This window comes from Photobacterium galatheae (assembly GCF_000695255.1).
GTDB classification, from domain to species: domain Bacteria; phylum Pseudomonadota; class Gammaproteobacteria; order Enterobacterales; family Vibrionaceae; genus Photobacterium; species Photobacterium galatheae.
The window spans coordinates 81,506-104,928 of record NZ_JMIB01000028.1 but is presented as its reverse complement, the minus strand read 5'-3'; the positions used below and the strand labels follow the sequence as shown (position 1 = coordinate 104,928).

The following is a 23,423-nucleotide window of genomic DNA, read 5'->3' as shown; positions in this document are numbered from 1 at the left end:
ATGACGAAAGAATACCGAATTGAAAAAGACAGCATGGGTGACGTTGAAGTTCCCCTGAATGCGCTGTATCAGGCTCAGACCCAACGCGCGGTGAATAACTTCCCTGTCAGCGGACTGACCATGCCAACCCGATTCATTCAGGCACTGGCATTCGTCAAACAAGCCGCAGCAAGAAGTAATCTGGAGCTGGGCCTGCTGGATAGCGATATTGCTCACGCCATTATCGACAGCTGCCAGGAAATCATTGATGGTCGTCATCTCGATCAATTTCCGATTGATGTCTTCCAGACGGGCTCTGGCACAAGCTCGAACATGAATGCCAACGAAGTCATCGCAACCCTGGCAACCCAACGTGCGACTCAGGCCGTCAGCCCGAACGATCATGTCAACATGGGACAAAGCAGTAATGATGTTATCCCCACAACCATTCAGGTCAGTGCTGCACTTGCCTGCCATGAACATCTGTTCCCGGCCATGACGCACCTCTGCAAAACGCTGGATGAAAAATCAGCAGCCGTAGGTCATATCGTCAAAACAGGTCGCACGCACTTGATGGATGCGATGCCAGTCACACTGGCGCAGGAACTGCAAGGCTGGAAAGCTCAAATCGAAAAAGCACACCACGGGATTGTTCAGAGTCTGGAAAACGTCACTGCACTCGCTCAGGGCGGCACCGCAGTTGGGACGGGGATTAATGCCGATCCGCAATTTGCGGCCACTTTTGCCAATAACCTGTCTGTCTCTGCTGAAATCTCTTTCACCAGCAGTGACAATTTCTTCTATAACCTGAGCAGTCAGGACGCCATCGTCGGATTATCCGGACAACTGAAAACGGCGGCTGTAGCCCTGATGAAAATTGCCAATGATCTGCGCTGGATGAACTCCGGCCCACTGGCTGGTTTAGGAGAGATTGAACTGGAAGCCTTGCAGCCCGGTTCATCCATCATGCCAGGCAAAGTTAATCCGGTGATTCCGGAAGCAGCCGCAATGGTCTCAGCGCAAGTGATCGGGAATGATTCAACCATCACCGTGGCAGGCCAGTCGGGTAACTTCCAGTTGAATGTAATGCTGCCTGTCATTGCTTATAACCTGCTGCAAAGTATTGAATTACTGGCAAACGCCTTCACATTGCTGGCCGATAAAGCGATTGCCAGCTTTCATGTGCGTGAGGATAAACTCCAGGAAGCCCTGGCAAAAAACCCAATTCTGGTGACAGCACTGAACCCGGTGATCGGTTATTTAAAAGCGGCTGACATTGCCAAGAAAGCTTACAAAGAAAAGCGGGACATTCTGGATGTCGCCGAAGAGGAAACTGAGCTATCGCGCAGCGAACTGGAAAGTTTACTGGACCCGCAAAAACTCACCACGGGTGGCGTCGCTCACTAAGCACACAAGTGATAGAGCAAGGGTTTACCTCAGTAAACCCTTGATTCCAGCATTTCAGATAAGAGCTGCGGACGACCAAGATAAAAACCCTGCATATAATCGACCCCCAAACGAGTCGCGACTTCCCGTCCTGCTTCGTTCTCAACACCTTCCAGCAAGAGTGTCGCCCCTAATTCATGAGCAAGTGCCACAACCTGATTCAACGGCTGTGTCTCCCCAGCCAGATAGTCAGCCAATAAAGAACGATCAACTTTAATCATATCCGGATTTAACAAACGCGCCCGGCGTTCAGAAGAGGCTTTCACACCATAGTCATCAATCGCAATTTTCAATCCTTGCGCCCGCATCTGATGCAGAACACACTGAAGTTCATGATTGCATGAACAGTCGTGTTCAAGTAACTCCACATAAACCTGACTGGACAGCCCACCAAATTCGTTACGTTTTTCTGCTGATGCTTGCCTGTGATGTGCCAGGAGCATGTCTGGCATCATATTAATGAAAAGGAAATGGGTCGGAAAAAAACGGGCAAAATTTTTCACATGGATCGCTCTTGCCAACCTGTCCAGGTTGACTTGATCCGTGATATCAAGATATTCAGACGTAAAAAAAGGCTCTGTTTTCAGCTCATCACCCGCCTCATTATAGACACGGGCCAAGGCTTCATAGCCAAAGATGTCACCATGAACGGTATGAATCGGCTGAAACGCTGTTTTAATTTGATAGGCATCGTACGCAGCACTCATACTTCCGTCAGATTCCGTTCTCAGGTACATATCAATGTCTTGGATTGTGGCGATAATTTTGCTCACATTTATCTCTTCACACGATGAATGAATTGGCATACGCTCCGTCGGGCAAGCGATCCAGCTTGCTTACATCCTCACGTAAAACCGCCGAACTATAATAGAGAGTGGCGACCAAAAACTGTCTCAAATTTGAGACATGTGAAGTTTATGCGCTCACGCTGGGAAAAATGTCACAAAAAAGTTAATTTTCCTGAATCCACACAGGCGAGGTGACTTCAAACCGACATTTCACTGAAACATTCGTGTCATGCTTCGCACATAATCTTAGCCCTTAAATCTGAAGGAAAGGAAAGACACGTTGTTCTCCAACACGCAACCCATCACAAAATTACCTAATCTTGCCATCTTCGATTTAGATGAAACCCTGATTGCCGCAGACTCGGCTTCGCTATGGGTAAGATTTCTGGTCGATAAAGGTCTGGCGTCAGAGCATCTGCTCAAACAGGAACAGGCACTGATGCAAGATTATGCGAAAGGCAAGATGGATATGAAATCCTACATGGCTGCGACGCTTGCGCCAATCACGGGTAAATCAGCACAGGATCTGCTGCCATTCATTACAGAGTTCGTTGAACAACGAATTCAGCCTGCTATTTTCCCAGATGCCTCAGAACGCATTGCATGGCACAAGAAGCGGGGGGATACCGTCATTATTATCTCCGCAACAAGTGAGCATCTTGTCAAACCAATTGCTGAAATGCTGCAGGTTGACGATGCACTTGCAATTCATCTGGAGACCATCAACGGTATCTACACCGGCAGTACCACCGGCACGCTCAGTTATCGTGAGGGGAAAGTCACGCGATTAAATGCATGGCTGCTCAATCAAGCAACCCAATTTCAAAGCCTGTATTGTTACACCGATTCGATGAACGACCTGCCACTTCTTCAGGCCGTTGATTTCCCTTTCGCAGTCAACCCAGATCCTGCCTTAGCATTGCATGCCCAAATGCAGGAATGGACGATCATGAACTGGCGTCACGAAAATGACATTCAGCGTTAAGTGAATGATTAAGAAGCAATAAACTGCTGAACGACCCTCTTGAAAAGAGGGTTGTCATATCTATTTACAATTTCCTCTTCTTGATTTCTGGTCAATTACATCGCGATTTCATTGGCTTTTCCAGACTCGTTCGATTTATTCGAAGAGCTTGTTCAACATAATGCACTGATTTTTGAAACATTTGCCTCTAGAATAGGGAAGTAGTTCTCATTCAGGATATCCGGATACATGAAACAAGAGGTCACTCATTACGATTGGGTATCAATTACCCTGCATTGGCTTAGTGCTGTTGTGATTATCGGGCTCTTTGCGGTCGGCCTGTGGATGGTCGATTTGAATTATTATTCTTCGTGGTATACCACTGCCCCACACTGGCATAAATCGATTGGCCTGTGTCTGATGGCTGCGACCCTGTTTCGCCTTCTCTGGAAAAGGATGAAAAAGCAACCAGCAATCAATGGTTCTGATTTCGAAAAAATCTCGGCGAAATTGGCACACGCCGTCATTTATATACTGCTGTTCGGATTGTTTATCAGTGGCTATCTGATTTCGACTTCTGATGGTCGTGGCATTGATGTTTTCAACTGGCTGACTGTACCGTCGATGGGTGAACTGTTCCCGGATCAATCCGACATTGCTGGTGCAATACACGAATATCTTGCTTATACCCTGATTGGATTAGCTGTTCTGCATGCAGCAGCAGCCATAAAACACCATTTTATCAATAAAGATAATACCCTAAAAAAAATGTTGGGAGTGAAGGAAAAATGAAGAAGCATCTTACCGCTTTAAGTCTGGCTGCGGCTCTGGTTGTTCCAGGATTTGCCAATGCGGCAGATTACATGATTGATAACAAAGGTGCACATGCATCTGTCAACCTGAAAATCAGTCACCTGGGCTACAGCTTCATTAAAGCGCGTTTTAATACTTTTGACGGCAGTTTCAGCTACGATCCTCAAAATATCGCCGCTTCAAAAGTAACTGTGAATGTCGACACCACCAGCTTCGATTCAAACCATGCCGACCGTGACAAGCACGTTCGCAGCGAAGATTTTCTGGAAGTTCGCAAATATCCTGAAGCGACCTTTACCAGCACCAAAGTGACCGATAAAGGTAATGGCAAACTGGCCATTGATGGTGACCTGACCCTGCATGGACAAACCAAGCCAATCACGATTGATGCTGAATTTGTAGGTGCTGGTAAAGATCCGTGGGGCGGTTACCGCGCTGGTTTTACAGGCACCACCCGTATTGAACTGGCTGATTTCGGTATTCAAGTCATGGGTACCTCCAGCTATGCAGACATGGAACTGCATGTTGAGGGTGTTCGCAAATAACGCGAATTCACCCTCATCAATCCATCCGGCTGTATCTCTACAGCCGGATTTTTTCAGAACAGGGCAATCCCTAAAGCTCGCTTCACATCAAGTAACACGCCTTGACTGACTGTATTGGCTTTCTCTGTGCCAGCTCTGAGCACCTCAATCAGCATGGCTTTATCGGCCAGTAATCTTTCGCGCTCTGCCCGGATAGGATCCAGCATAGATTGCAAACAATCTTCCAGGATCTGTTTCGTTTTTCCGTCACCTAGCCCACCCCGACGATAATGTGCTTTCAGTTCCTCAACGAACGTTTTGTCCGGATGAAACGCATCCAGATAAGTAAATACGACGTTCCCTTCTGTCTGTCCCGGATCGTCAATGCGTAAGTGATTTGGGTCGGTGTACATCGCTTTCACCGCTTTGCGTATCTCATTCGCTGTGGCACCCAGCGAAATTGCTGTACCTAACGATTTCGACATCTTCGCTTTGCCATCAATGCCGGGAAGCCTTGGGAAGTGACTCAGCATCGCCCGGCATTCACAAAGCACCTGATCATGAACGACTGAGTTAAAACGCCTGACAATTTCATTGGTCTGCTCGATCATCGGCAATTGATCATCGCCAACAGGCACTTGTGTCGCCCGAAAAGCTGTAATGTCAGCCGCCTGGCTGATCGGGTAAGTTAAAAATCCGGCCGGGATCGTTTTTCCGAATCCCCGGTAATGAATTTCGTTTTTAACCGTCGGGTTCCGTTCCAGCCGGGCAATCGATACCAGATTCGAGTAATACATAGTTAATTCAGACAAGGCCGGTAATGCCGACTGAAGACAGATCGTGGTTTTTTCTGGATCAATCCCCACAGCCAGATAGTCTGCGACAACATTCAGAATATTATCTGAGATCTTTTGCGGATTCTGGCCGTTATCAGTCAACGCCTGTAAATCTGCAACCAGAATGGTTTGGTCGTGGGAATGTTGAAGTGTGACCCGTTGCTGAAGTGACCCGACAAAATGCCCTAAATGCAGGGGGCCGGTTGGTCTGTCACCAGTAAGAATGCGTTCTTTCATCTTGAGTTTCCTTGAATAAAGCCAGTTCATAGCAGCCAAAGGAAACATCAGATCGGAGAGATTGCGTTCATTGGCTGCCATTTCCGGCGGCAAATGAACGTAAAAATTCAGTGCCGCTCCCTTAGGAGCGCCACCAGCGAATAGATAAGGTGAATTGAGGAAAATTCGAGTTCATGTTCAACACACTAACGGCATACTCAATGGATTGCAAGAACGACTGATTCGTCGCTCTTGCCAATTACTGATGTATCAATAAATTGCCACACTACTGTTCAGATCATTGTCGGTGCCAGTTCCCTGAGGATTTCTGAGCTTTAAACCACTGGACCCAATTGCAACAGCACTGCCATCCTGACTCAGATCAATCGCATGACCAAAATACGCATGCCCTTGGCTTTCTCTGGCATGAAAAATGCCACTTTGCTGCCAGTTTTGCTGTTCATCTAACCTGTAAATATAAACGGCACCTGCTTTGGTAATTTGAACTCCCGGATTATCTGGATCAGCCACATCCGTAGCCATTGCCCCAATGGCTATCACTTGACCATCCTGACTGACACTCAGCCCACGCTGCCCAAAATCACTGTATTTATCCTGCTTTGGATCAGCAATCTCTGCACTGAAAGTCCAGTTGCTCGAAGACGTTCGTGTGTACACCCGAACTACTCCGGTTGCAAACCCATGTCTGCCAGGCATCGCAATCGCCAGTGTTTCGCCACGACTGTCCATATCAATTTCTGAGCCAAATTTAGCAACAGGTTTCCTTTCTCCGTTCAGAATTGCTTCGAGCTGCCAGTGGCCATCTGCATCTTTTGAATAAGTGAAGACTTCACCATAACGATCAGTACCACCAGAATAAGGCATCCCGACGACAAGTTGCGTTCCCGCACCGTCCATCGCCATGGTGTAACCATAGCCTGCCTCTCTTTCCAAGCCGGCTGCTTTCAGGTATTGTTTTTCAGTCCAGGTACCATTGGACTGGCGTTCAAACACATACACACCCCCCGTGTCTATTCTGGAGTTATCCAGCGGATCATCAGTTGTCGCTGCATCGTGACCGATGGCGGCGACAGCCAGCGTTTTCCCGTTACCGCTGAGTTCAACCTGTCCGCCAAAGTGATCCCATAGATCCAGGCTGGAAGCACTTTTGATGTACGCCGTTTCCTGCCAGTTCCCATCACCATTGGATTCGAAAATATACACAGCACCAACGGCATCATTCATATTTTCCGTCGGCCGGTCAACGAATGTGGACTGTTCGCCACTGGCTCCGACTGCCAGTGTTTTTCCGTCATCAGACAAGCTGATACCGATACCAAACCAATCGTAGCCATCGCGATTACTGGCGACAATCTGAACCGGATCTTTCCAGAAACCGGCTTCATCGCGTTGGTAGATGTAAACAGCACCTGCTTTTTGTTCAAAAAATGAATCACTGATATTGTCAAATGGTGCAGCAACCGCAATGGTGTTGCCATCCGCACTCATACTCACATTCGATGCAAAGACAGACTTTTGCTGGTCCGTGGCGGGGAGAAAGACCTTTGACGCTTTGGTCAGCGCTGCAACCGGGAGTGCCATCAGATTTGAATCGGTATAACCGTCTGAATTGATTGCGCGTATGAAATACTGGGGTTGTGTGAGTGCCTTGCTGTTTTGAAGCGTAAGTATCCGTTCATGACCTGTCGTTTCACCAATAGCTGTACACTGGCGCTGTGCTTCAATGCAGATCTGATAGCGTTCTGCCCTCTCCGACGGCAGCCAGGCAAAACTAACCCTTCCGGAGCCTTCCTGTTCAACCGTAACCTCCGTCAGGTTAAATGCTGCTGGCGGATTCCCCTTTTCTCCGTCACCACCACCGCAGGCAGCGATACCAAATAAAGCAACAACGGAAATTCCCCAAACTTTTAACCCATTGTGTTTGCTTCTCATATTCCTGTCCCTGATTGTTATATGCATTTATATGTGTATTTCTGATGCATTATCTAAAAACAAAACTGACTGTAAGCCAAACAATCAGTACAAAATCCACCCAACGCACTAAAATATCAGTCGCCACGTTGTGCATGCAGTGACTGGAAATAGGCTTCAAGCGTATGCTGGCCATAAACAGGGGCCACCATATCCTGAGCGGTCGCAGCCGCAAAAAACTCTACAGGGCCAGCGACTTGCTCAGGTAGTAAACGAGCGACAGCCAGCACGCTTTTTCGTAACCAGTCGGGCAAGCAAGTGACTTTTGCCGGCTGTTGCAGAACTCGGAAAGCAATATCAGCAATTTCCCGGTGGGTCAGAATTTGAGGCCCACCAACATCCAGCTCTTTGTCATCAGTCTCGATGGCTTCCAGACAAAAATTTGCCAGATCATCACCATGAATCGGATTCAACTTCAGTTTCCCGGTGCCAAAGAGGTATACACGCCCCCGTTTTGCCATCTTATAGAACTCGGTCATATCCGAGAAAAATCCATTCGGACGGATAACACAAGGCTTCGCGATCGTGGAAATCAACAGCCGCGAAGCAAAACGTTCTTTCGCTTTCAGTAACCGAACCATCTGAAATTTGGGCGCATTGAAAGCAGAAATATAGATAAACCGTTTCACGCCTGCGCGCTCTGCTTCCAAGAGCAAATTCAGATTGGCCTGGTAATCCACGTCCATATAACCCAGCCCGTCTCGCTGGCGGGTAATGCCAATGCAGGAAATCACAACATCAACCCCGTCACAGCATCCTTTCAGGGAGGCAGGATCAGTCACTTGTGCAATACGAATTTGGTGATCACTGAGTCCCATCGCATTTAGCTTTTCCGGATACCGGGCTAACGCCTGAAAATCACATCCGTGGCGCAGCAACTGCTTCGTCAGATGCGTTCCCAGATAACCCGTTGCACCCGCGATTAATATTTTTTCAGACACAGTTATTCACCCGATTCCCGTTCCAATAGGTTCATAAAGAATTGCGTTCTGTTTGCCACATGCTGTTCAAGCTGTTCTGGTGCCAACGACATCTTTCCCGTAAACCGGAGTTCATCGTAAAAATCACTTTTCCAGAGCTGAAACAGCATATCGGCCAGTTGCGCATGACTGAATAGCGATGAACTTACCCTGGCCTGAATCAGCATCTGGCTGATTTGACCCACGACACTTTGGGGGCCATGACGAAACAGCTGTGCTTTGAGCCCCTGAAACTGGGGGCCGGCCGCCGCAATCGCGTTATCAAATGCAATGACTCTGGGTTGGCTAATCAAAGTTACAACTTGTATTCCTAACCGAGTGAACGCCTGTGCCAGAGAAAATTCTCCTTGCGATTGTTCTTCTGAAGAAGGCAGGTCAAGCGCCGTTTGCGTAAAGCTATCAACATAAGCACTAATCACACCTTCAAGGTTGGTAAAGCGTCGATATAAAGTCACTTTCGACACTTTGGCTGTACTTGCAATCCGTTCAATGGAAAGACGGGCTATGCCTTCAACCGCCAGTATTTCGTCAATGGCTGAGAAAATCTGCTGCGTTTTTTGGTGATCAACGGGTCTGCCGGCCTGAGCAGGACGAACCTCTTTCTTCATCATGGTCTTCATCGTGCGTTTCTTTGAGAACAATCATGGTGAAAATATACTCACCCCAATTATGAAACGCAACCGTTCATTAATTATTACTTCGCAGTATGCCGAAAGCTGTCGCGAACAAGTCATGCTCAAAAATCCAATTCATTCACACCGTCTGAAATACATTCCTTGCAACCAAGGTCTGCTTCAAAAAGGCATAGAAAGAGAATAAAGCAATGAAAATGATTCTTGCCGCTGGCTTGTTCGCTGTCAGCCCATTCACCCTGGCACAAACCTGGCAACACTCGGGGCAACCTGCGCAGGTGATTGAGCTGTTTACGTCGCAAGGATGCTCCAGTTGCCCACCCGCCGATCATTTCACTAGCTCACTGAAACAACAATATCAGCTCTGGGAAGCGATCCTTCCTGTCGTTTACCATGTTGATTATTGGGATCATCTGGGCTGGAAAGACACATTTTCAAAGCCTGAATACAGCCTGAAACAGCGGCTCTATCATCAATATCAGGTCTTGAGCGGTGTCTATACCCCGGGCTTTGTCATTGACGGCAAAGAGTGGCGTGGTTTTTTCCGTGGGCAGCCTTTACCAGCCCGCCAGCCTCAGACGGCTGATAACCTGACTCTGAAACGCAGCGGTGATACATTTCAGCTCGAATACAAGGGGAAAGGCCGTTATGTGGCGCATTTAGTAATTCTGGCCATGAATGAAAAAATCCAGATCCGGCGGGGTGAAAATGCCGGAAAACAGCTTGAATATGACCATGTGGTGCTAAGCGACGCCCGCGATGTTTCAGAATCCACTTGGTCATTCCCAAAAATGGACATCCCGCCCAATGCAGACGCTGTGGCCGCCTGGCTGACCAGAGAAAACAGTTTTGTCCCGGTTCAAACCGTTGCAGGATGGCTGGAACAATCAGTACGCTAAGTACTCACATCAGTTCAACAGAACGTCAGAGCAACAGCGCAAATCACCCGATGCATTGAACATCTCATCGGGTGTAAGCACTGGGTTTTGCCCAATTACCGGATCACGCGTATTGACCGAATGATCAAGGCAATCATCTCGTTCAATACAGAATCATCCTGGATAAAAAAATGTCCCCCGGGAAACTGATGAACCTCAGGTGGCTGTACAAAGCCATTTTTCCATTCCGCCAGTTCTGACTCAGTAATTTCATCTTCAACTCCGGCAAGAACAGTCGCATGCACGGCTAATTGACGCGTTTCATCAGAACTATATTGCTCGACAAGCTGATAATCAGATTTAATAAATGGCGTACAAAGTGCCATAAGCTCTTTATTATTCAACACCTCTTCGGGAAAACCGCCTTTTCTTTTCAGTTCGTTGATAAACGCATCATCATTAAGATGACTGATGAATTTCGCCCGATTTTTTTTCCAGGGTGACTTTGCCGCAGAAAAAAATGCGTTGACCGGCACATGCTCGTTCTCCAAATGCAACTTTCTGGCGACTTCATAAGCAATCAGCGCGCCCATACTATGACCAAAAATAACCAATGGCTTATCTAAGTAGTCTTCCAAGCCGACCCAGATATCATCCATATATTCCTGCATTGTCATACAACTGGGTTCCGCCATGCGCTGAGCCCGTCCCGGCGGCTGATACGCCAATAGCTGAACATGCGACGGCAGTTTCGCCACCCACGGATGAAAAACCGCAGCACTCCCGCCCGCAAACGGAAAACAAATTAAATTCACTTCTGCTGTTGGATTTGGCTGATAACAGATAAAACGTCCACGAATATTCATAACATCCCTTTGAAACCGAACTCGAACTTCCATTACAATCGTTCATTACTGTCGTTATCCGGATTAAAAACAATTCAACACACAAGTGCAAATAGATTGTTAAACGCAGTCATTCAATGAAATCCATTTTCCACGTCATTTAGAAAAAATAAAACATGAATCGCATTTTTAGCCGACAGTCATCAGCATCACTTTTGCTTCAGAAAATCAAAAGCCAGCAAAAATAAAAAAAGCCAGAGCCGACATAGCTCTGGCTAAACATTCATTGATTCGAAGGATATTCACCTTCTTTTTTCTGACGGGACTGCCTGATCGTCCAGTGTTCATTGGGATCATAATTTTCATCGCATAGATCAATCGAGAATCCCATGTCGACGATTTCTTTTAACGTAAGATTGTCTGCCAGATGGGCAATGTCGCCCGTTCTATTCCGTAATTCCATAACCGCACCTATCTCCGAGTTCAACCGTCATCAGCTTTCCATGCGTTTCACTGCACCGGGTTCACTGCCGCTTCCTTGTATGCCTTTTGTCTATAACTATAGCTGTTCTCATCCCATTCCGGCGACATTCAGCGGATAACATCCAAGGCCGCACAATTGATTCGACTGGACCCATTTGATTCAGCCCGATTGGCTGACTTTACACATGTTCCAGCAACGCGATTGTATTTCTTAGCAGAGGAAACGAAGTACTGGCTCAAGCCATATCCACGCAGTATGAAATCGCAACCATCGTTCTCTCTGGCCCCGCCCCATGGGCCTTCTGGTGCCGAATGCCGGCACAGTTCCAGAGAAAAATCTGGATCAGCCTCAAAGTTCAGGTACTAAGAATAAAATCAATACGATGAATTCCTTTTGCCCAGGCTACAGGCTACTATAATCGGATTAAAATCTTGTCCTCCTCTGTAAAGACAGAAGGCATTTCGACGGGTGGAAAAGGGAAGCTGCAATGCTCAAAACCGCAACCAATCAATCTCAGGGGATGCTGCTTTTTCGGCTGAATTCCCGGCAACTTTTTGCCATCGGCACACTAAAAGTGAAAGAAATCGTACCTTTTACACCTTTAACCGCGATTCCACATTCCCACCCAACTGTTTTAGGAGCAGCCAGCCTCCGTGGTGACACGCTGCCCGTCATCGATATGGCGAAAGCCATCGGTTATCCGGCGCTCACACCAGAAGAGCTGAAGCAATGCTACATCATCATCACCGACTGCCGTCGCAAGCTGGTTGGTTTCCTCGTCCGTGGAATCAACAAAATTACTGAGTGTAACTGGCACAACATTGATGCACCGCCCCCCTCTCTGGGTCGGAACATTTTTGTTACGGGTGTGACAAATATTGAGAACCAGATGGTTCAGTTGTTAGATATTGAGTTGTTGTTGTCTAAAGTGTTTCCTGATTCTCCTGAAAGTCTGCATCCGGTTCTGACCGATGTTCAGCGTGAAATTCTGCGCCCCCTGAAAATTCTTCTGGTGGACGATTCCGCCGTCGCCCGTCGCCAGCTCTGCCAGGCAATGGACAGTGTCAGCATTCCTTATCACATCGCGACAACCGGAACCGATGCCCTCAGAATGCTGAATCAGGCTGCCGATGCCGGCCATCCTTTTGAAATTCTGGTCAGCGACATTGAAATGCCCGGACTGGATGGCTACGAGCTGGCATTTGAAGTCCAGAATAGCGCCAAACTCAGTGGCACTTATATGATTCTGCATACATCGCTGTCGAGCGAGATCAGTGTCTCTCAGGCGCACCAAGTCGGTGCTCATGAAGCACTGACTAAATTTGAAGCCAATGAGCTGATTCATGCCATGTTAAGAGGGGCGCATCAACACCAGGAAAATGTGTTGACTGAAGATCAAAAAAATTATGTCGAATAATCCAAATTAACAGAAAGCTGACATTCACTGCGGCAGCTATGGCACAGTTGCCGCTATGAGCAATATTCATCTTTTATTGACGGAACCCACATGTTTCAGCGCATCATTCTCAGTGCCATTCTTCTCAGCGCCTCCAGCTCAGTTTTTGCCAAGCCGGAACTGCTCGCGCCTGATGAAGCAAGTCATGGTTACTTTCAATTAGTCGAAACCATTGAAGTCAAAGGTGATATTGACGACAGTATTGCCCAGCTAGTCAAAAAATCCCTGAAAAATAAACCGGGCCAGTTTTACACCATAGACACCATCAAAGAAGATACGCAAAAAGAAACCCTGACCCTCGTGATCAAGCTTTACAATGAGCCGACAGGGATGATGACCGACAATCTGGCCGTCTAGTTATCGCGTCATTCTCACAACGCCTGTTACCGATATCAACCATCTATTTCTACGGGTGTCTCGGTTTATTTTGTTGCCGGACGTTGAAAAGAGTAAGATGTGGCTTTCCTCAACTTCACAGGCTTACTCTATGAAATACCAGTGGATATTGTTTGATGCTGACGAAACACTTTTCCATTTCGATGCTTACAGCGGCCTCAAACTGATGTTTTCCCGTTTTGAGGTTGATTTTACCCCTGAGCACTTCTCCGAATATCAGCGAATCAACAAGCCACTATGGGTGGACTATCAGAACGGAGATATCGGTGCCGACCAAATCAAACATCAGCGTTTTGAATATTGGGCTTCGAAACTGAATGTCACGACGGCCACGCTAAACAGCGCATTTCTTGAGGCCATGGCAGACACCTGTTCACTGCTCCCAGGCGCGGCTTCAATGCTGGAACGACTGAACCCAATTGTCAAAATGGGCATTATTACCAACGGATTTACAGAACTGCAGGATATCCGTTTACGTCGCACCGGGGTTGTCGATTATTTCTCGACACTGATTATTTCAGAACAGGTCGGCGCCGCTAAACCTGCCCCTGAAATATTTGATTACGCGATGAAGGCCATCGGTAACCCTGAACCGAGCAAAGTGCTTATGGTCGGCGACAATCCGCATTCAGATATCCTGGGCGGCATCAATGCCGGTATGGATACTTGCTGGCTGAATCATCACCGTCATGAAACCCCTGAGGGAATCCACCCGAGTTATATTGTCAGCCATTTAGATGAGTTGTCTTCACTCTTACTCAAAGACGTGGAATAACGTGCAATAAAAGCTGCTCTGACTGAATCAGCAATACCGGGGAAGAAATCCCCAACAATGACAAAGCGCACCACAGGGTGCGCTTCTCGTATCTGGTTACCAGTTGAAGATAAACAATTTCAAACCGGCGGCTATATTATGATGTTGTAATTACTCGTAGTCGAAATCCACGTATTCACCGCTGTCCTGACGCTGGCGCGATGGGCGGCGTTTTTTCTTCCGCGCCTGCTGATTGTAATCAATAAAGTCATCATCAAAATCATTCTTGAGTTTGGACTTCGACCCTTTGCGGAACTTCTCATCTAACTTTGCCATGCTTGTTTCCTGACACACAACCAGATAAAAACATTAAGGATATAAAGGCCAGCCACAAAGTGGCTGACCGTCACCACTAAGCATAGGGGAACAATTCCAAAATACACAAATGCTCAGCGGAATAACAAGAAGGCTGATGCTTTCACTGTACATAGCCAATACAGCTGGGCTTATTTTCCCTGAACCACCCTTCTTCTCAGCAGCGAGACTAATGCAAAGCCTGAATCCCTGTACAACAAGATATTTTAATCACGACAATAAATTAAATTACTCGTCAAGCCACGCTTAAACACTTTCACTGATCTCGCTGAATGCGACGTCCAGCAAGCGATCCAGCAACTCAATTTTCTCGTTGTCATCACGCCATATCAGATACAACGTTTGCTCCATCACCGGCGCATTTTTGACAACATAAAGCTCACCGGCTTCAACACTGTGGGCAATGACAGGAGAAGGCAGATATCCGACACCGCCATTATTCAGTAAGTGCTCCAGCGCCATCTTACTGGAATGCGTATGCAGAATCGGTGTTTTCTGCAATTCATAAATGCGGCTATGCTCTACCGCAAAACGGGTTCCCCAGTCCAGATAAACTAAAGGCAGCTCTTTCACACCGGCCATATCACAATCTGGCTGATGACACACAAGCTGTAACTGGTACTCCCTGACTTTATGGACGATCAGATTATCAATCTTGGGCGGTTCACTGGTAATGACGACATCAATACTTTTGTTCAGAATCTGTTTTGCCAGCCCTTGCCTGGAAACCGTTTCAAGCCGCAGTGCAAGGTCAGGGATTGCACCATAGATACGGCTAATCCAATCAGAAATGCCATCAAACTCCCACACGAGTGCTGAAGCGCCCAGCGTAATCTGATTGTTACAGGAATCGGATAATGCAACATCCTGCCTTGCACGGCTCCAGGTTTGTAAAATGGCCTCTGCGTAAGGCTGCAGCCGCTCTCCGGCAGCCGTCAGGTGTACATTCCCACGCTGACGAGAAAACAAAGCATTCCCCAATTGCGATTCAAGCTGGCGTATCCGAAAGCTGACGGCAGACTGCGTCAGGTACAGATTGTCGGCGGCCCGGCCAAAGTGCCTTGTTTTGGTAACTTCAAGAAATGTTTTCAGTAATTCGGTGTCCACAAGTTAACCCGTATATATAGAAGAAGGGACTCATGGCGATACTACACTGAGCTTCCCAGTCTTATCATTAAAAAGTTTTATCGTAACGACGAAAAAGCTTTGATTTACAACTCGACAAACCTGAAAGAATATCAGCGCAAATCTCACATGGCAGGTGATCAGATGAGAAATGTAGGCAAATTTTACGACGATAAAAATTTCCCACGCGGCTTTAACCGCTCAGGCGTCTTCACGCTCAGCGAAGCCAATATTCTGGAAAGTTATGGACGGACCATGCGTGGTATCCAAGAAGGTTTACTTCAGCCTGAAAATCCAGAAGAAATACAATTTTTTGCTGAAATTACAGGTCAGCAGGAAGTGGCTTCTGAGTTCGCGAAGTGCTGGATGAAGTACCTGAAACAAACATCGACCAAGGTACGTAGCTATACCTTGTGCAATTCTCCTCGCAAATCTTCAGCAAGCAGTTTTGAAGATGATAGCGATGATAGCGGCGGTAGCGATGAAGATATGGATTACTAAGTAATCTGTTGAATATCGCCATAGCAAGATGCTTTACCGAGCCATTCGCATAATCGCGCATGGCTCTTTTCTTTTTTGCCCCATGCAACCGGGCAATAAAATGGTTTATTGAAATGAAAATTTGTTTCGTGATGTACCCTTGGCACAAAGTAGAACCAGAAACTGACTCTACTTTACGATTAATCCATGAAGTTGCCAGCCGTGGCCATACTGTTGCGCTGACAACGCCAAGTAACCTGACCATGCGTGACAGTATGGCAATTGCCTTTTGTCGAGTGCTGAAGAAGACTGACGTCTCTAACAATGTTCCCAGCTTTTACCGTAAAGCGGAATTCCGCAAAGCCGAACTGCCACTGGCAGGGTTTGATGCGATTATCATGCGCGCCAATCCACCACTGGATACCATGGCACTGAACTTCCTGGACTCGGTACGTGACGATACATTTATTTTCAATGATATTGATGGCCTGCGTGTCGCGAACAACAAGCTTTATACCGCTTCCCTGCCCGATCCGAATCGTGAATTTATTCCGGTCACTCACGTCTCTAAGAACCGTGAGTATCTTGAGCGTGTGCTGGAAGAAAACCCAAATGACCGCATGATCATGAAACCATTAAATGGTTACGGTGGCAAAGGCGTGATTCTGGTTGAAAAAAATGCAAAATCCAGTGTGCGCTCTTTGCTGGACTTTTATATCGGCGATGACCACAACTATGTGATTTTGCAGGACTACATTGAAGGCGCTGAACAAGGTGATGTACGCATCATGATGCTCAACGGTGAACCGATTGGCGCCATGAGACGTGTCCCGGCCAAAGATGATGTCCGCTCAAACATTCATGCTGGCGGTCAGGAAGTGAAACACACCCTGACCAAGCAGGAACTGCGTCTGTGCCGTCATATCGGCCCGAAACTGGTCCGTGATGGCCTGTATTTCGTCGGCCTGGATGTAATCAACGGCAAGCTGGTTGAAGTCAATGTACTCAGCCCGGGTGGCATTACCCGTATCAACCGTCTGAACCGCACAAAACTGCAACGCGAAGTCATCGATTTTGTTGAAAGCGTTGTGAAAGCGAAAGACGTCAGCATCGCGCGTAAAAATAAATTCAGACAGGTCATCGAAGATGCGGCAGCTAGCTGAGCATGAAGTGCTGGCCCTGATCCAGCAACACATTCCTTTCGAAGCTCAGCTGGCTGATGGCAGTCTGACCATCCGTATTTCTGAGTACCAGCCGTTTGTGGCCACTGCCATTCACCACGGCAGCAGAATGCGTCCTGAACTGGTGGCCAAGTGCCACCTTTCAGAGCAGGAAAGGTATTTCGAAGAAGACCCTTATACGGGTGAGTTCGTCGCTTCCATGCCGATTGTGTTGCAGGGCGAAGATTCCCGGTATGAGTACGACCTTAATCGCGATCCAAAAAGCTGTATTTACACTCAGGCTTGGGGAAAAGATGTCTGGCACGCCCCACTGACTGATGCTGAAAGATTTGCCTCTCTGGCAAAGCACAGTTGCTACTACCGAATTTTTCATGCGCTGATCACGGCTCTGGAGCATAAGTTCGGCTACTGTGTCGTCTATGACATACACTCATATAATTACGAGCGCATTAGCACACCGTGTCCCACCTTTAACCTGGGTACGGCACAGGTCGATCGTAAAGAGTGGCAGCCTGAAATTAAGGATTTACTGACACGGCTGAGTCAGGTGAACCTGCCCAACCTTGCAGTGACTGCCGGTGAAAATCTGGTCTTCCAGGGGATGGGATATCAAGCCACCTTTGTTCGTGATCATTTCTCCCGCACCCTGATCTTACCGATTGAGATTAAGAAGGTGTATATGAATGAAAGTGGTGGTGAAAGTTATCCTCTGGTCATTGAGCAACTCAAAACTGAGCTGAAAGGCACGCTGACTGGCCATGCTGCTTTTGTGATCGAATCACGCATGAAGCAGCCGTCAACACGTCGCCGCCAAAAAGCGCATGTACTGGACTCCAAGCTGCCAAAGGAAGTTGTACAGCTTGATCGCCAGTTATATCGGTTTGCCCGTGGCCTGAATACCCTCAGCTATATCAATCCGATTAACCTGAAGCAGGAAAAAAGACGATTCCTGCATAACCGTGATGCCTACCAGCCTAAATTTACCTACCGGCAATTGGATCTGGATCCGTATAAATTCCGTGAGCAGCTCTATCGCCTGCCTGTAGAAGATATCCGGGATGCTGGCATCCAGGCGATGTATCGCAAGGTGATTGACCAGCTTGCCGTTCGTATCGACCTGTTAACCAGTCTGGGACATGAAGAGTTTCTTTATAACTCATTGCGCTACTATGGTCGTCCGGATGAGAGCGACATCGCCAATGCCCGCTTCATTTTGCATGCCCGTGAATACGCTGAGCACGAAGCGGCGACAATCAGCGCAGAAGAAGCCATTGATGCATTCCATCAGGCTGCCAATGATTACGGCTTCAGCTGTAAGATTCAGGGCACAACCAAGCTGATTGCCCGGGCTATGGTCAGCGGGCGCACCGTGAAGGTCAACCTGAACAGCCGGTTCAGCCCAGCCGACCTGTACGCACTGATTCACCACGAAATGGGCGTACATATGGTGACCAGTGTGAATGCAGAGACTCAGCCGCTGAAGGTCCTTCAGCTTGGTCTGCCCGGGAACACCCATACGCAGGAAGGTCTGGCAATTTTGTGTGAACATCTGTCGGGCAACTTCCCGCTCCACCGGCTGAAAACCCTGGCGCTTCGTGTTGTCGCAGTCGATATGATGGTGAATAAACGCAGCTTCAACGAAACCTTCAGCACGCTGAAATTCGATTACGGACTGTCTGACGATACGGCGTTTACGATCACAACCCGGGCTTACCGGGGCGGTGGTTTCACCAAAGACTTCCTCTACCTGCGAGGTCTGAAAGATGCGCTCCGCTTACACAGAGAAACCGATCTGACTTCTCTGTTTATCGGGAAAACCGGCTTTGAATTCAAACCATTGTTAGACGAGCTGATTGAACGCGAAATACTGTTACCCCCACAGTACATGCCGAAGGCTCTCTCGATGAACACGGAGACTGACCCGATTATTAATTTCATGCTGAATTGCATCGATTAAACATCGCAGACAAAAAGACGAGATGCCTGCAAGGGGATCTCGTCTTTATTTTTTCAGGCAGATAACTTACGGCCTGCTATTCCCATTCCCAGTGACGTCCGTCATGTTCCTGAGTAAACAGCATCCGATAGCCTGAAATATTGCGATGAGGAATATCCCGCATCACTTTATGGAACTGCTTGTTATTCAGATGGATCAGGTTTTCATGGTCCCCTGATTCGATATACAGTTCATCTTGCTCAAGCAGCAAATCGTCCACCAGCATATTGATCTGATATGCCTGTCCCAGTGAAGGAACCGCACCCGGCTCGCAGTCCTGGAAGATTTTGGACAATTCATGCTCGCCCATCAGAAAATACTGTTTCCCCATTATCCGGTTGATTTTATCGATCATCACCCGCCGGTTTGAAGGGACAACCGCCATCAGATGGTCTCCCTGTTGATCTTTCAGTAACACCGCTTTCGCCACTTGCGATGTAGGTACATGTGCAGAGATTGCAGAGCTGAAAGACGTATCAGTATGTCTGTGGTGTGTCAGGCTGAAGTCCACATTATGGCTATTGAGGAATTGCCCGACTGTCATTGCCATCGCCATAGATCACCTCCTGGAAATCCAGTCCCACACAAATTATGAGAGGGGTCAGGCCATTTTGCGAGTCAGAGGCTCAGAAAAAATAGTCAAGTATGTAAAGATGGGTCGCCAAGCGTCACTGTAACCGGCGTACCTGCCAAAACGCACGTCGCCAGTATGGGATATCCAGACTGGACACAACAACACCCTGCGAGGTAGAGGCATGCAGGAACGCATTGTTTCCCATGTAAATCCCGACATGCCGCAGGGTTCGTCCCGTACGGAAGAAAATCAGATCACCTTTTTTTGCCAATGATAAAGGCACCGGCTTCCCGATACGAGACTGCTCTGACGTTGTCCGGGGCAGCATTCGTTTGTATACCTCGGAATAGGTCAGCTGCACAAACGCTGAACAGTCAATGCCGCTTCGGGTGGTCCCGCCCAATCGGTAAGGCGTTCCCTTCCAGCTTTGGTATACCGTCATAAAACTGGGCGGTGGCGGCTGGATGGCAATGCTTGAAGGTATTTGAGAAGACGTTTGGGTTGCCAGTGTCTTTTCTACAGGTTCATCGTTCGTTTCAGGTTTGCTACTACAACCGGCCAGGATGAGGACGGCAGCAAGGGGAAAGACTTTCAACCATTTCTGTCGGAAGCAGAAGAATAAAGCCCACTTTATCTTGACCATCTCAACCTCAGCGCAAAAAAGTACCACAAAAGCGTGATTATGCATGAAGCCTTGCTCTGATGCACTCATGTCGCAACCATCTGGATAAACTGACAGCACTTTTGACAAACACCTTTTCAACCTGCGGGTCAGCTGCAATTTCATTGAAATACGAAATCCGCAAGGGATTGTTTTCTTTTTCAGTGAGTTAGCATGCCATTTTGTGAGTTGTTGCATACAACTCATCAGACCTCTTTTGCGAAATTCCCGGACTGGATTACGCTAAAGAAAAGCAGTTTGTGTATATAAGGAGTTGTTGTGCTCGCTTTTATCCGCCTCTTACTGGCCACGGTTTTTATCATCTTCACTTGTCTGTTCGCGCTGATTTACTGTTTATTCAGCCCACGAGACCCGAAACATGTTTATTTTTTCAGTCAGTGGTTCAAAGTGCTGAGAAAAATTGTCAACGTGCAGATTATTGAGCGCGGGGAAGAAAAAATTGCAGGTGTCGGTAAAGCGGTCTACATCTCGAACCACCAGACCGTCTTTGATTTCGTCACATCCCCAGGCATGGTCCGCCCGAGAACCGTCTCCATTGGCAAAAAAAGCCTGCTCTGGATCCCATTCTTCGGCCCGTTATACTGGATTACCGGGAATATTCTGATCGACCGGGAAAATAAAGCCAAAGCCCGGGATACCATCAAGCAGGTGGTCACAGCCATCCACGAGCGGAATTTGTCAGTCTGGATGTATCCAGAAGGCACCAGAAGTAAAGGCCGGGGCTTACTTCCCTTTAAAACCGGTGCTTTCAGAATGGCCATCGAAGCAGGTGTCCCCATTGTGCCAATGGTCGTCAGCAGCACTTACAATAAGATTAATCTCAGCAACCGGGATAATGGCACAGTGATTGCCGAGTATCTCGACCCGATAGATACCTCAAGCATGACAGTGCAGGACGCGAGAGCACTGGCAGACCGCTGCCATGAGATGATGCTGAATCATATCGCAAAACTGGATGCTGAAGTTTTGGCCCTTAACCCTCAACCTGAAACGGTTGCAGCGAAATCGAGCTAATGCGATGCCCCGATGCCATCGACTGACTGATGGTATGAAATGCATCAAAAACAGCCTGACTGTTCAGGATCCGGCTATGCCCTAACCCTTCGGTTTCGATCAAATCGACGTGGTTCAGGGCATTCGCATTTCGGGATTGTTCAATTTGTGCAAACCTATCCGCCATATCATGCACAATCAGAACCTTGCCCTGATGTTCAGACAGTCTTGCATTCGTATCGACTGTATCAATCGGATATTGGTACTGTTGCTCGATTTCCCCAACCACATCACGAAATAAGCGAAGCGAAAAACCAGAGATATCCACCATTCGATAGAGGTTGTCCCTGTAGTTCAGTACCGGGGCAATCAATAACATTGGTTTACCCACCAGCTTCGGATGTCTGCTTTCCAACACCATGGTACAGCCCATACTGTGAGCCACAACGCCAGCCAGTTCATCAACTTCCTGATCAATCACAGCCTCCAGCCCTTTCACAAAGCCCGGTAAATGGCCATGCTGGCCCTCGCTGTTGCCATGAGCCGGATTATCAAACGCCAGTGCTGTATAGCCTGCCGCTGCGATTGTTTCCATCAGCGGGAAAAACTGACTGGCTGAACCTGACCAGCCGTGTCCCAGCAACCACACCGGGCCTTTTCCCAAGGCATAAGTCATCAGGTTACCTTCTGAACTTTGAATTGTTTTGATGCGCATCCCTTCAGGCTGTTCCGATGGCTTAAGTATTTTTTCTGGGGTCAGTAATAAATTCCGCGCCGTCTTTACAGCATGTGATGGTGCGATTTTGTGATATGCACGTGTGATCAGATTCGTGGCACGGCGTCTGAGGTTCAGGCCACCGGATGTATTGAAGTAAATTTTGCTGCTCATTGCTTGTCTCCACAAAAATAGAACGGTCGTGCTTTTTTATGTCTTTTAAAAATTTATTTTGTTGCTCGCCATTCGGTAAAAATGGCCTCCACTTCCTGCCAGAAACGACGGCTCTCATCATCTTCCAGTGCCAGAGAATGAAAGAGCTGGCTACTCAGATAAGCGCCATACAGCCTAAAAACTGACTGCCATGTGTCTAGGTTTGCCCTGAACTCTCCTGACGCCTTCCCTTTTTCTACCTGACGACAAAGGTAGTCCAGCCAGCGACGCGTAATCATGTCCAGTTCTAACTGGACTGAATCATCACCATGTCGACGCTCTTTCCAGGCATCAATGAACATACACCGGCCCTGAAAAGAATGATTCCAGGCCAGCCAGTGAGTGAGCAGTGACCTGAGTTTTTGTTCTACCGAATCAAAATTGATCTGACGCACCGGTTGAATCACATGAAGTGCAAAATAATCACCTGCATACTGCAACACAGAGACTTGCAGGTTTTCCTTCGAATTAAAGTGTGCGAACAACCCGCTTTTCGACATTCCGGATGCTTTCGCTAGCTGACCAATTGTCAGACTGTCCAGTCCGTCTTTACTGGCCAGATCGAATGCCGTTTTCAGAATGTGTTCGCGCGTGACTCGCCCTTTACTCATTGCACTTCCTTTCCCTGGTGCTGCTGCATTGTCTGCTTAGATTCAAACCCTATCTGAGTGCGGCCAAAAACACGGCATCATTCAACAGACCTATCAAGTAAAGCACGATCGTTCTATTTCAGACAAGGAAAGAGTGGTCGAACCAGCCTAAGCTATCAACCACTCCGTCTCGTATCCAATGACCCATCCTCAATGTCCGGAGGACAGGCGTCATCCATCGTTAACGTTCAGAGAAGTGGAACAGACTATCAACTTTCATCGGACAATCGCCGATTTCGTGAACGATATCCTCCGCTTGCTTCAGTGAATCATAACTGCACGGAATGCCATACACATCCGTCAGCGGGTAATCATTCCCTTCATTATCTTTGAAGTTCACACTCCAGCCGGCACTGAGAAAATCATGAACCAGCCGGGCCTCAACCAATGTATGTTGATTGAACATTTCGCGACATTCAGAAAGAACCATATTCAAATCCTCTCAACTGCTCAGGT

The 23,423-nt window shown here is 47.7% G+C and carries 26 protein-coding genes; 12 read left to right on the top strand and 14 right to left on the bottom strand.

Annotated elements, in window-relative coordinates:
• On the top strand, positions 1-1,386 hold the full coding sequence (locus EA58_RS14810) for a class II fumarate hydratase (RefSeq protein WP_036754406.1): 1,386 nt from the start codon (positions 1-3) through the stop codon (positions 1,384-1,386).
• Positions 1,387-1,415: 29 nt separating this feature from the next.
• Here the strand turns inward: EA58_RS14810 and EA58_RS14805 are convergent, their stop codons facing one another.
• Entirely contained in the window at positions 1,416-2,198 is a 783-nt protein-coding gene (locus EA58_RS14805) for an EAL domain-containing protein (RefSeq protein WP_161781063.1), read from the bottom strand.
• Positions 2,199-2,493: 295 nt separating this feature from the next.
• Here EA58_RS14805 and EA58_RS14800 point away from each other — a divergent pair, with 295 nt between their 5' ends.
• The 3 genes from EA58_RS14800 (at position 2,494) to EA58_RS14790 (ending at position 4,535) form a co-directional block, all read left to right on the top strand.
• Positions 2,494-3,198, top strand: a complete 705-nt coding sequence (locus EA58_RS14800) for an HAD family hydrolase (protein WP_051642127.1) — start codon at positions 2,494-2,496, stop codon at positions 3,196-3,198.
• A 228-nt stretch (positions 3,199-3,426) separates the two neighbouring features.
• Positions 3,427-3,969, top strand: coding sequence for a cytochrome b (locus EA58_RS14795; protein ID WP_036754399.1), 543 nt, complete (start codon positions 3,427-3,429; stop codon positions 3,967-3,969).
• Positions 3,966-4,535: a YceI family protein gene (locus tag EA58_RS14790; protein ID WP_036754396.1), complete on the top strand. Its 570-nt coding sequence runs from the start codon at positions 3,966-3,968 to the stop codon at positions 4,533-4,535. The genes EA58_RS14795 and EA58_RS14790 overlap by 4 nt, the downstream gene beginning before the upstream one ends.
• 53 nt (positions 4,536-4,588) lie before the next feature.
• On the opposite strand, the gene trpS is transcribed toward EA58_RS14790, so the two are convergent.
• From trpS to EA58_RS14770, 4 genes are all read right to left on the bottom strand, one after another.
• On the bottom strand, positions 4,589-5,587 hold the full coding sequence (trpS, locus tag EA58_RS14785; protein ID WP_036754485.1) for a tryptophan--tRNA ligase: 999 nt from the start codon (positions 5,585-5,587) through the stop codon (positions 4,589-4,591).
• Positions 5,588-5,836: 249 nt separating this feature from the next.
• Positions 5,837-7,519 (bottom strand): hypothetical protein, encoded by a 1,683-nt coding sequence (locus EA58_RS14780; RefSeq protein ID WP_036754393.1) that lies wholly within the window; start codon positions 7,517-7,519, stop codon positions 5,837-5,839.
• A 116-nt stretch (positions 7,520-7,635) separates the two neighbouring features.
• Positions 7,636-8,505 (bottom strand): SDR family oxidoreductase, encoded by an 870-nt coding sequence (locus EA58_RS14775; protein WP_036754390.1) that lies wholly within the window; start codon positions 8,503-8,505, stop codon positions 7,636-7,638.
• Complete coding sequence (locus tag EA58_RS14770; RefSeq protein ID WP_081819694.1) at positions 8,502-9,158, bottom strand: TetR/AcrR family transcriptional regulator; 657 nt, start codon at positions 9,156-9,158, stop codon at positions 8,502-8,504. Before EA58_RS14770 ends, EA58_RS14775 begins: the two co-directional genes overlap by 4 nt.
• A 203-nt stretch (positions 9,159-9,361) precedes the next feature.
• Between EA58_RS14770 and EA58_RS14760 the strand changes: the two genes are divergently transcribed.
• The gene (locus EA58_RS14760; protein ID WP_036754383.1) at positions 9,362-10,069 is read left to right on the top strand and encodes a DUF1223 domain-containing protein; all 708 of its coding nucleotides are present in this window, start codon (positions 9,362-9,364) and stop codon (positions 10,067-10,069) included.
• A 95-nt stretch (positions 10,070-10,164) separates the two neighbouring features.
• Here EA58_RS14760 and EA58_RS14755 read toward each other — a convergent pair whose 3' ends face one another.
• On the bottom strand, positions 10,165-10,914 hold the full coding sequence (locus EA58_RS14755) for a thioesterase II family protein (RefSeq protein ID WP_036754381.1): 750 nt from the start codon (positions 10,912-10,914) through the stop codon (positions 10,165-10,167).
• A 262-nt stretch (positions 10,915-11,176) separates the two neighbouring features.
• The gene (locus tag EA58_RS14750) at positions 11,177-11,356 is read right to left on the bottom strand and encodes a hypothetical protein (protein ID WP_036754379.1); all 180 of its coding nucleotides are present in this window, start codon (positions 11,354-11,356) and stop codon (positions 11,177-11,179) included.
• A gap of 508 nt (positions 11,357-11,864) precedes the next feature.
• Here EA58_RS14750 and EA58_RS14745 point away from each other — a divergent pair.
• The 3 genes from EA58_RS14745 (at position 11,865) to yjjG (ending at position 14,004) form a co-directional block, all read left to right on the top strand.
• Complete coding sequence (locus EA58_RS14745) at positions 11,865-12,794, top strand: chemotaxis protein (RefSeq protein WP_036754376.1); 930 nt, start codon at positions 11,865-11,867, stop codon at positions 12,792-12,794.
• Between the two features lie 90 nt (positions 12,795-12,884).
• On the top strand, positions 12,885-13,190 hold the full coding sequence (locus EA58_RS14740) for a hypothetical protein (protein ID WP_036754374.1): 306 nt from the start codon (positions 12,885-12,887) through the stop codon (positions 13,188-13,190).
• Between the two features lie 130 nt (positions 13,191-13,320).
• Entirely contained in the window at positions 13,321-14,004 is a 684-nt protein-coding gene (gene yjjG / locus EA58_RS14735; RefSeq protein WP_036754483.1) for a pyrimidine 5'-nucleotidase, read from the top strand.
• 150 nt (positions 14,005-14,154) lie between these two features.
• Here the strand turns inward: yjjG and EA58_RS21875 are convergent, their stop codons facing one another.
• Both EA58_RS21875 and hdfR read right to left on the bottom strand, forming a co-directional pair.
• Entirely contained in the window at positions 14,155-14,319 is a 165-nt protein-coding gene (locus EA58_RS21875) for a hypothetical protein (protein WP_200872187.1), read from the bottom strand.
• 285 nt (positions 14,320-14,604) lie between these two features.
• The gene (hdfR, locus tag EA58_RS14730) at positions 14,605-15,465 is read right to left on the bottom strand and encodes an HTH-type transcriptional regulator HdfR (RefSeq protein WP_036754371.1); all 861 of its coding nucleotides are present in this window, start codon (positions 15,463-15,465) and stop codon (positions 14,605-14,607) included.
• A 162-nt stretch (positions 15,466-15,627) separates the two neighbouring features.
• Here hdfR and EA58_RS14725 point away from each other — a divergent pair, with 162 nt between their 5' ends.
• From EA58_RS14725 to EA58_RS14715, 3 genes are all read left to right on the top strand, one after another.
• Positions 15,628-15,984 (top strand): MaoP family protein, encoded by a 357-nt coding sequence (locus EA58_RS14725; protein WP_036754481.1) that lies wholly within the window; start codon positions 15,628-15,630, stop codon positions 15,982-15,984.
• 113 nt (positions 15,985-16,097) lie between these two features.
• Positions 16,098-17,126: a glutathione synthase gene (gshB, locus tag EA58_RS14720; protein ID WP_036754368.1), complete on the top strand. Its 1,029-nt coding sequence runs from the start codon at positions 16,098-16,100 to the stop codon at positions 17,124-17,126.
• Positions 17,110-19,101, top strand: a complete 1,992-nt coding sequence (locus EA58_RS14715) for a flavohemoglobin expression-modulating QEGLA motif protein (RefSeq protein ID WP_036754366.1) — start codon at positions 17,110-17,112, stop codon at positions 19,099-19,101. The genes gshB and EA58_RS14715 overlap by 17 nt, the downstream gene beginning before the upstream one ends.
• A gap of 76 nt (positions 19,102-19,177) precedes the next feature.
• Here EA58_RS14715 and EA58_RS14710 read toward each other — a convergent pair whose 3' ends face one another.
• Positions 19,178-19,696: an aminoacyl-tRNA deacylase gene (locus tag EA58_RS14710; RefSeq protein WP_036754363.1), complete on the bottom strand. Its 519-nt coding sequence runs from the start codon at positions 19,694-19,696 to the stop codon at positions 19,178-19,180.
• A gap of 112 nt (positions 19,697-19,808) precedes the next feature.
• Positions 19,809-20,357: an NlpC/P60 family protein gene (locus EA58_RS14705; RefSeq protein ID WP_081819701.1), complete on the bottom strand. Its 549-nt coding sequence runs from the start codon at positions 20,355-20,357 to the stop codon at positions 19,809-19,811.
• Between the two features lie 297 nt (positions 20,358-20,654).
• Between EA58_RS14705 and EA58_RS14700 the strand changes: the two genes are divergently transcribed.
• On the top strand, positions 20,655-21,410 hold the full coding sequence (locus tag EA58_RS14700) for a 1-acylglycerol-3-phosphate O-acyltransferase (RefSeq protein WP_036754361.1): 756 nt from the start codon (positions 20,655-20,657) through the stop codon (positions 21,408-21,410).
• On the opposite strand, the gene EA58_RS14695 is transcribed toward EA58_RS14700, so the two are convergent.
• The 3 genes from EA58_RS14695 to EA58_RS14685 form a co-directional block, all read right to left on the bottom strand.
• Complete coding sequence (locus EA58_RS14695; protein ID WP_051642126.1) at positions 21,370-22,278, bottom strand: alpha/beta fold hydrolase; 909 nt, start codon at positions 22,276-22,278, stop codon at positions 21,370-21,372. The genes EA58_RS14700 and EA58_RS14695 overlap by 41 nt on opposite strands.
• Positions 22,279-22,331: 53 nt before the next feature.
• Complete coding sequence (locus tag EA58_RS14690) at positions 22,332-22,928, bottom strand: TetR/AcrR family transcriptional regulator (RefSeq protein WP_036754360.1); 597 nt, start codon at positions 22,926-22,928, stop codon at positions 22,332-22,334.
• A gap of 220 nt (positions 22,929-23,148) precedes the next feature.
• Positions 23,149-23,397, bottom strand: a complete 249-nt coding sequence (locus tag EA58_RS14685) for a hypothetical protein (protein WP_036754357.1) — start codon at positions 23,395-23,397, stop codon at positions 23,149-23,151.
• Between the last annotated feature and the right edge of the window lie 26 nt (positions 23,398-23,423).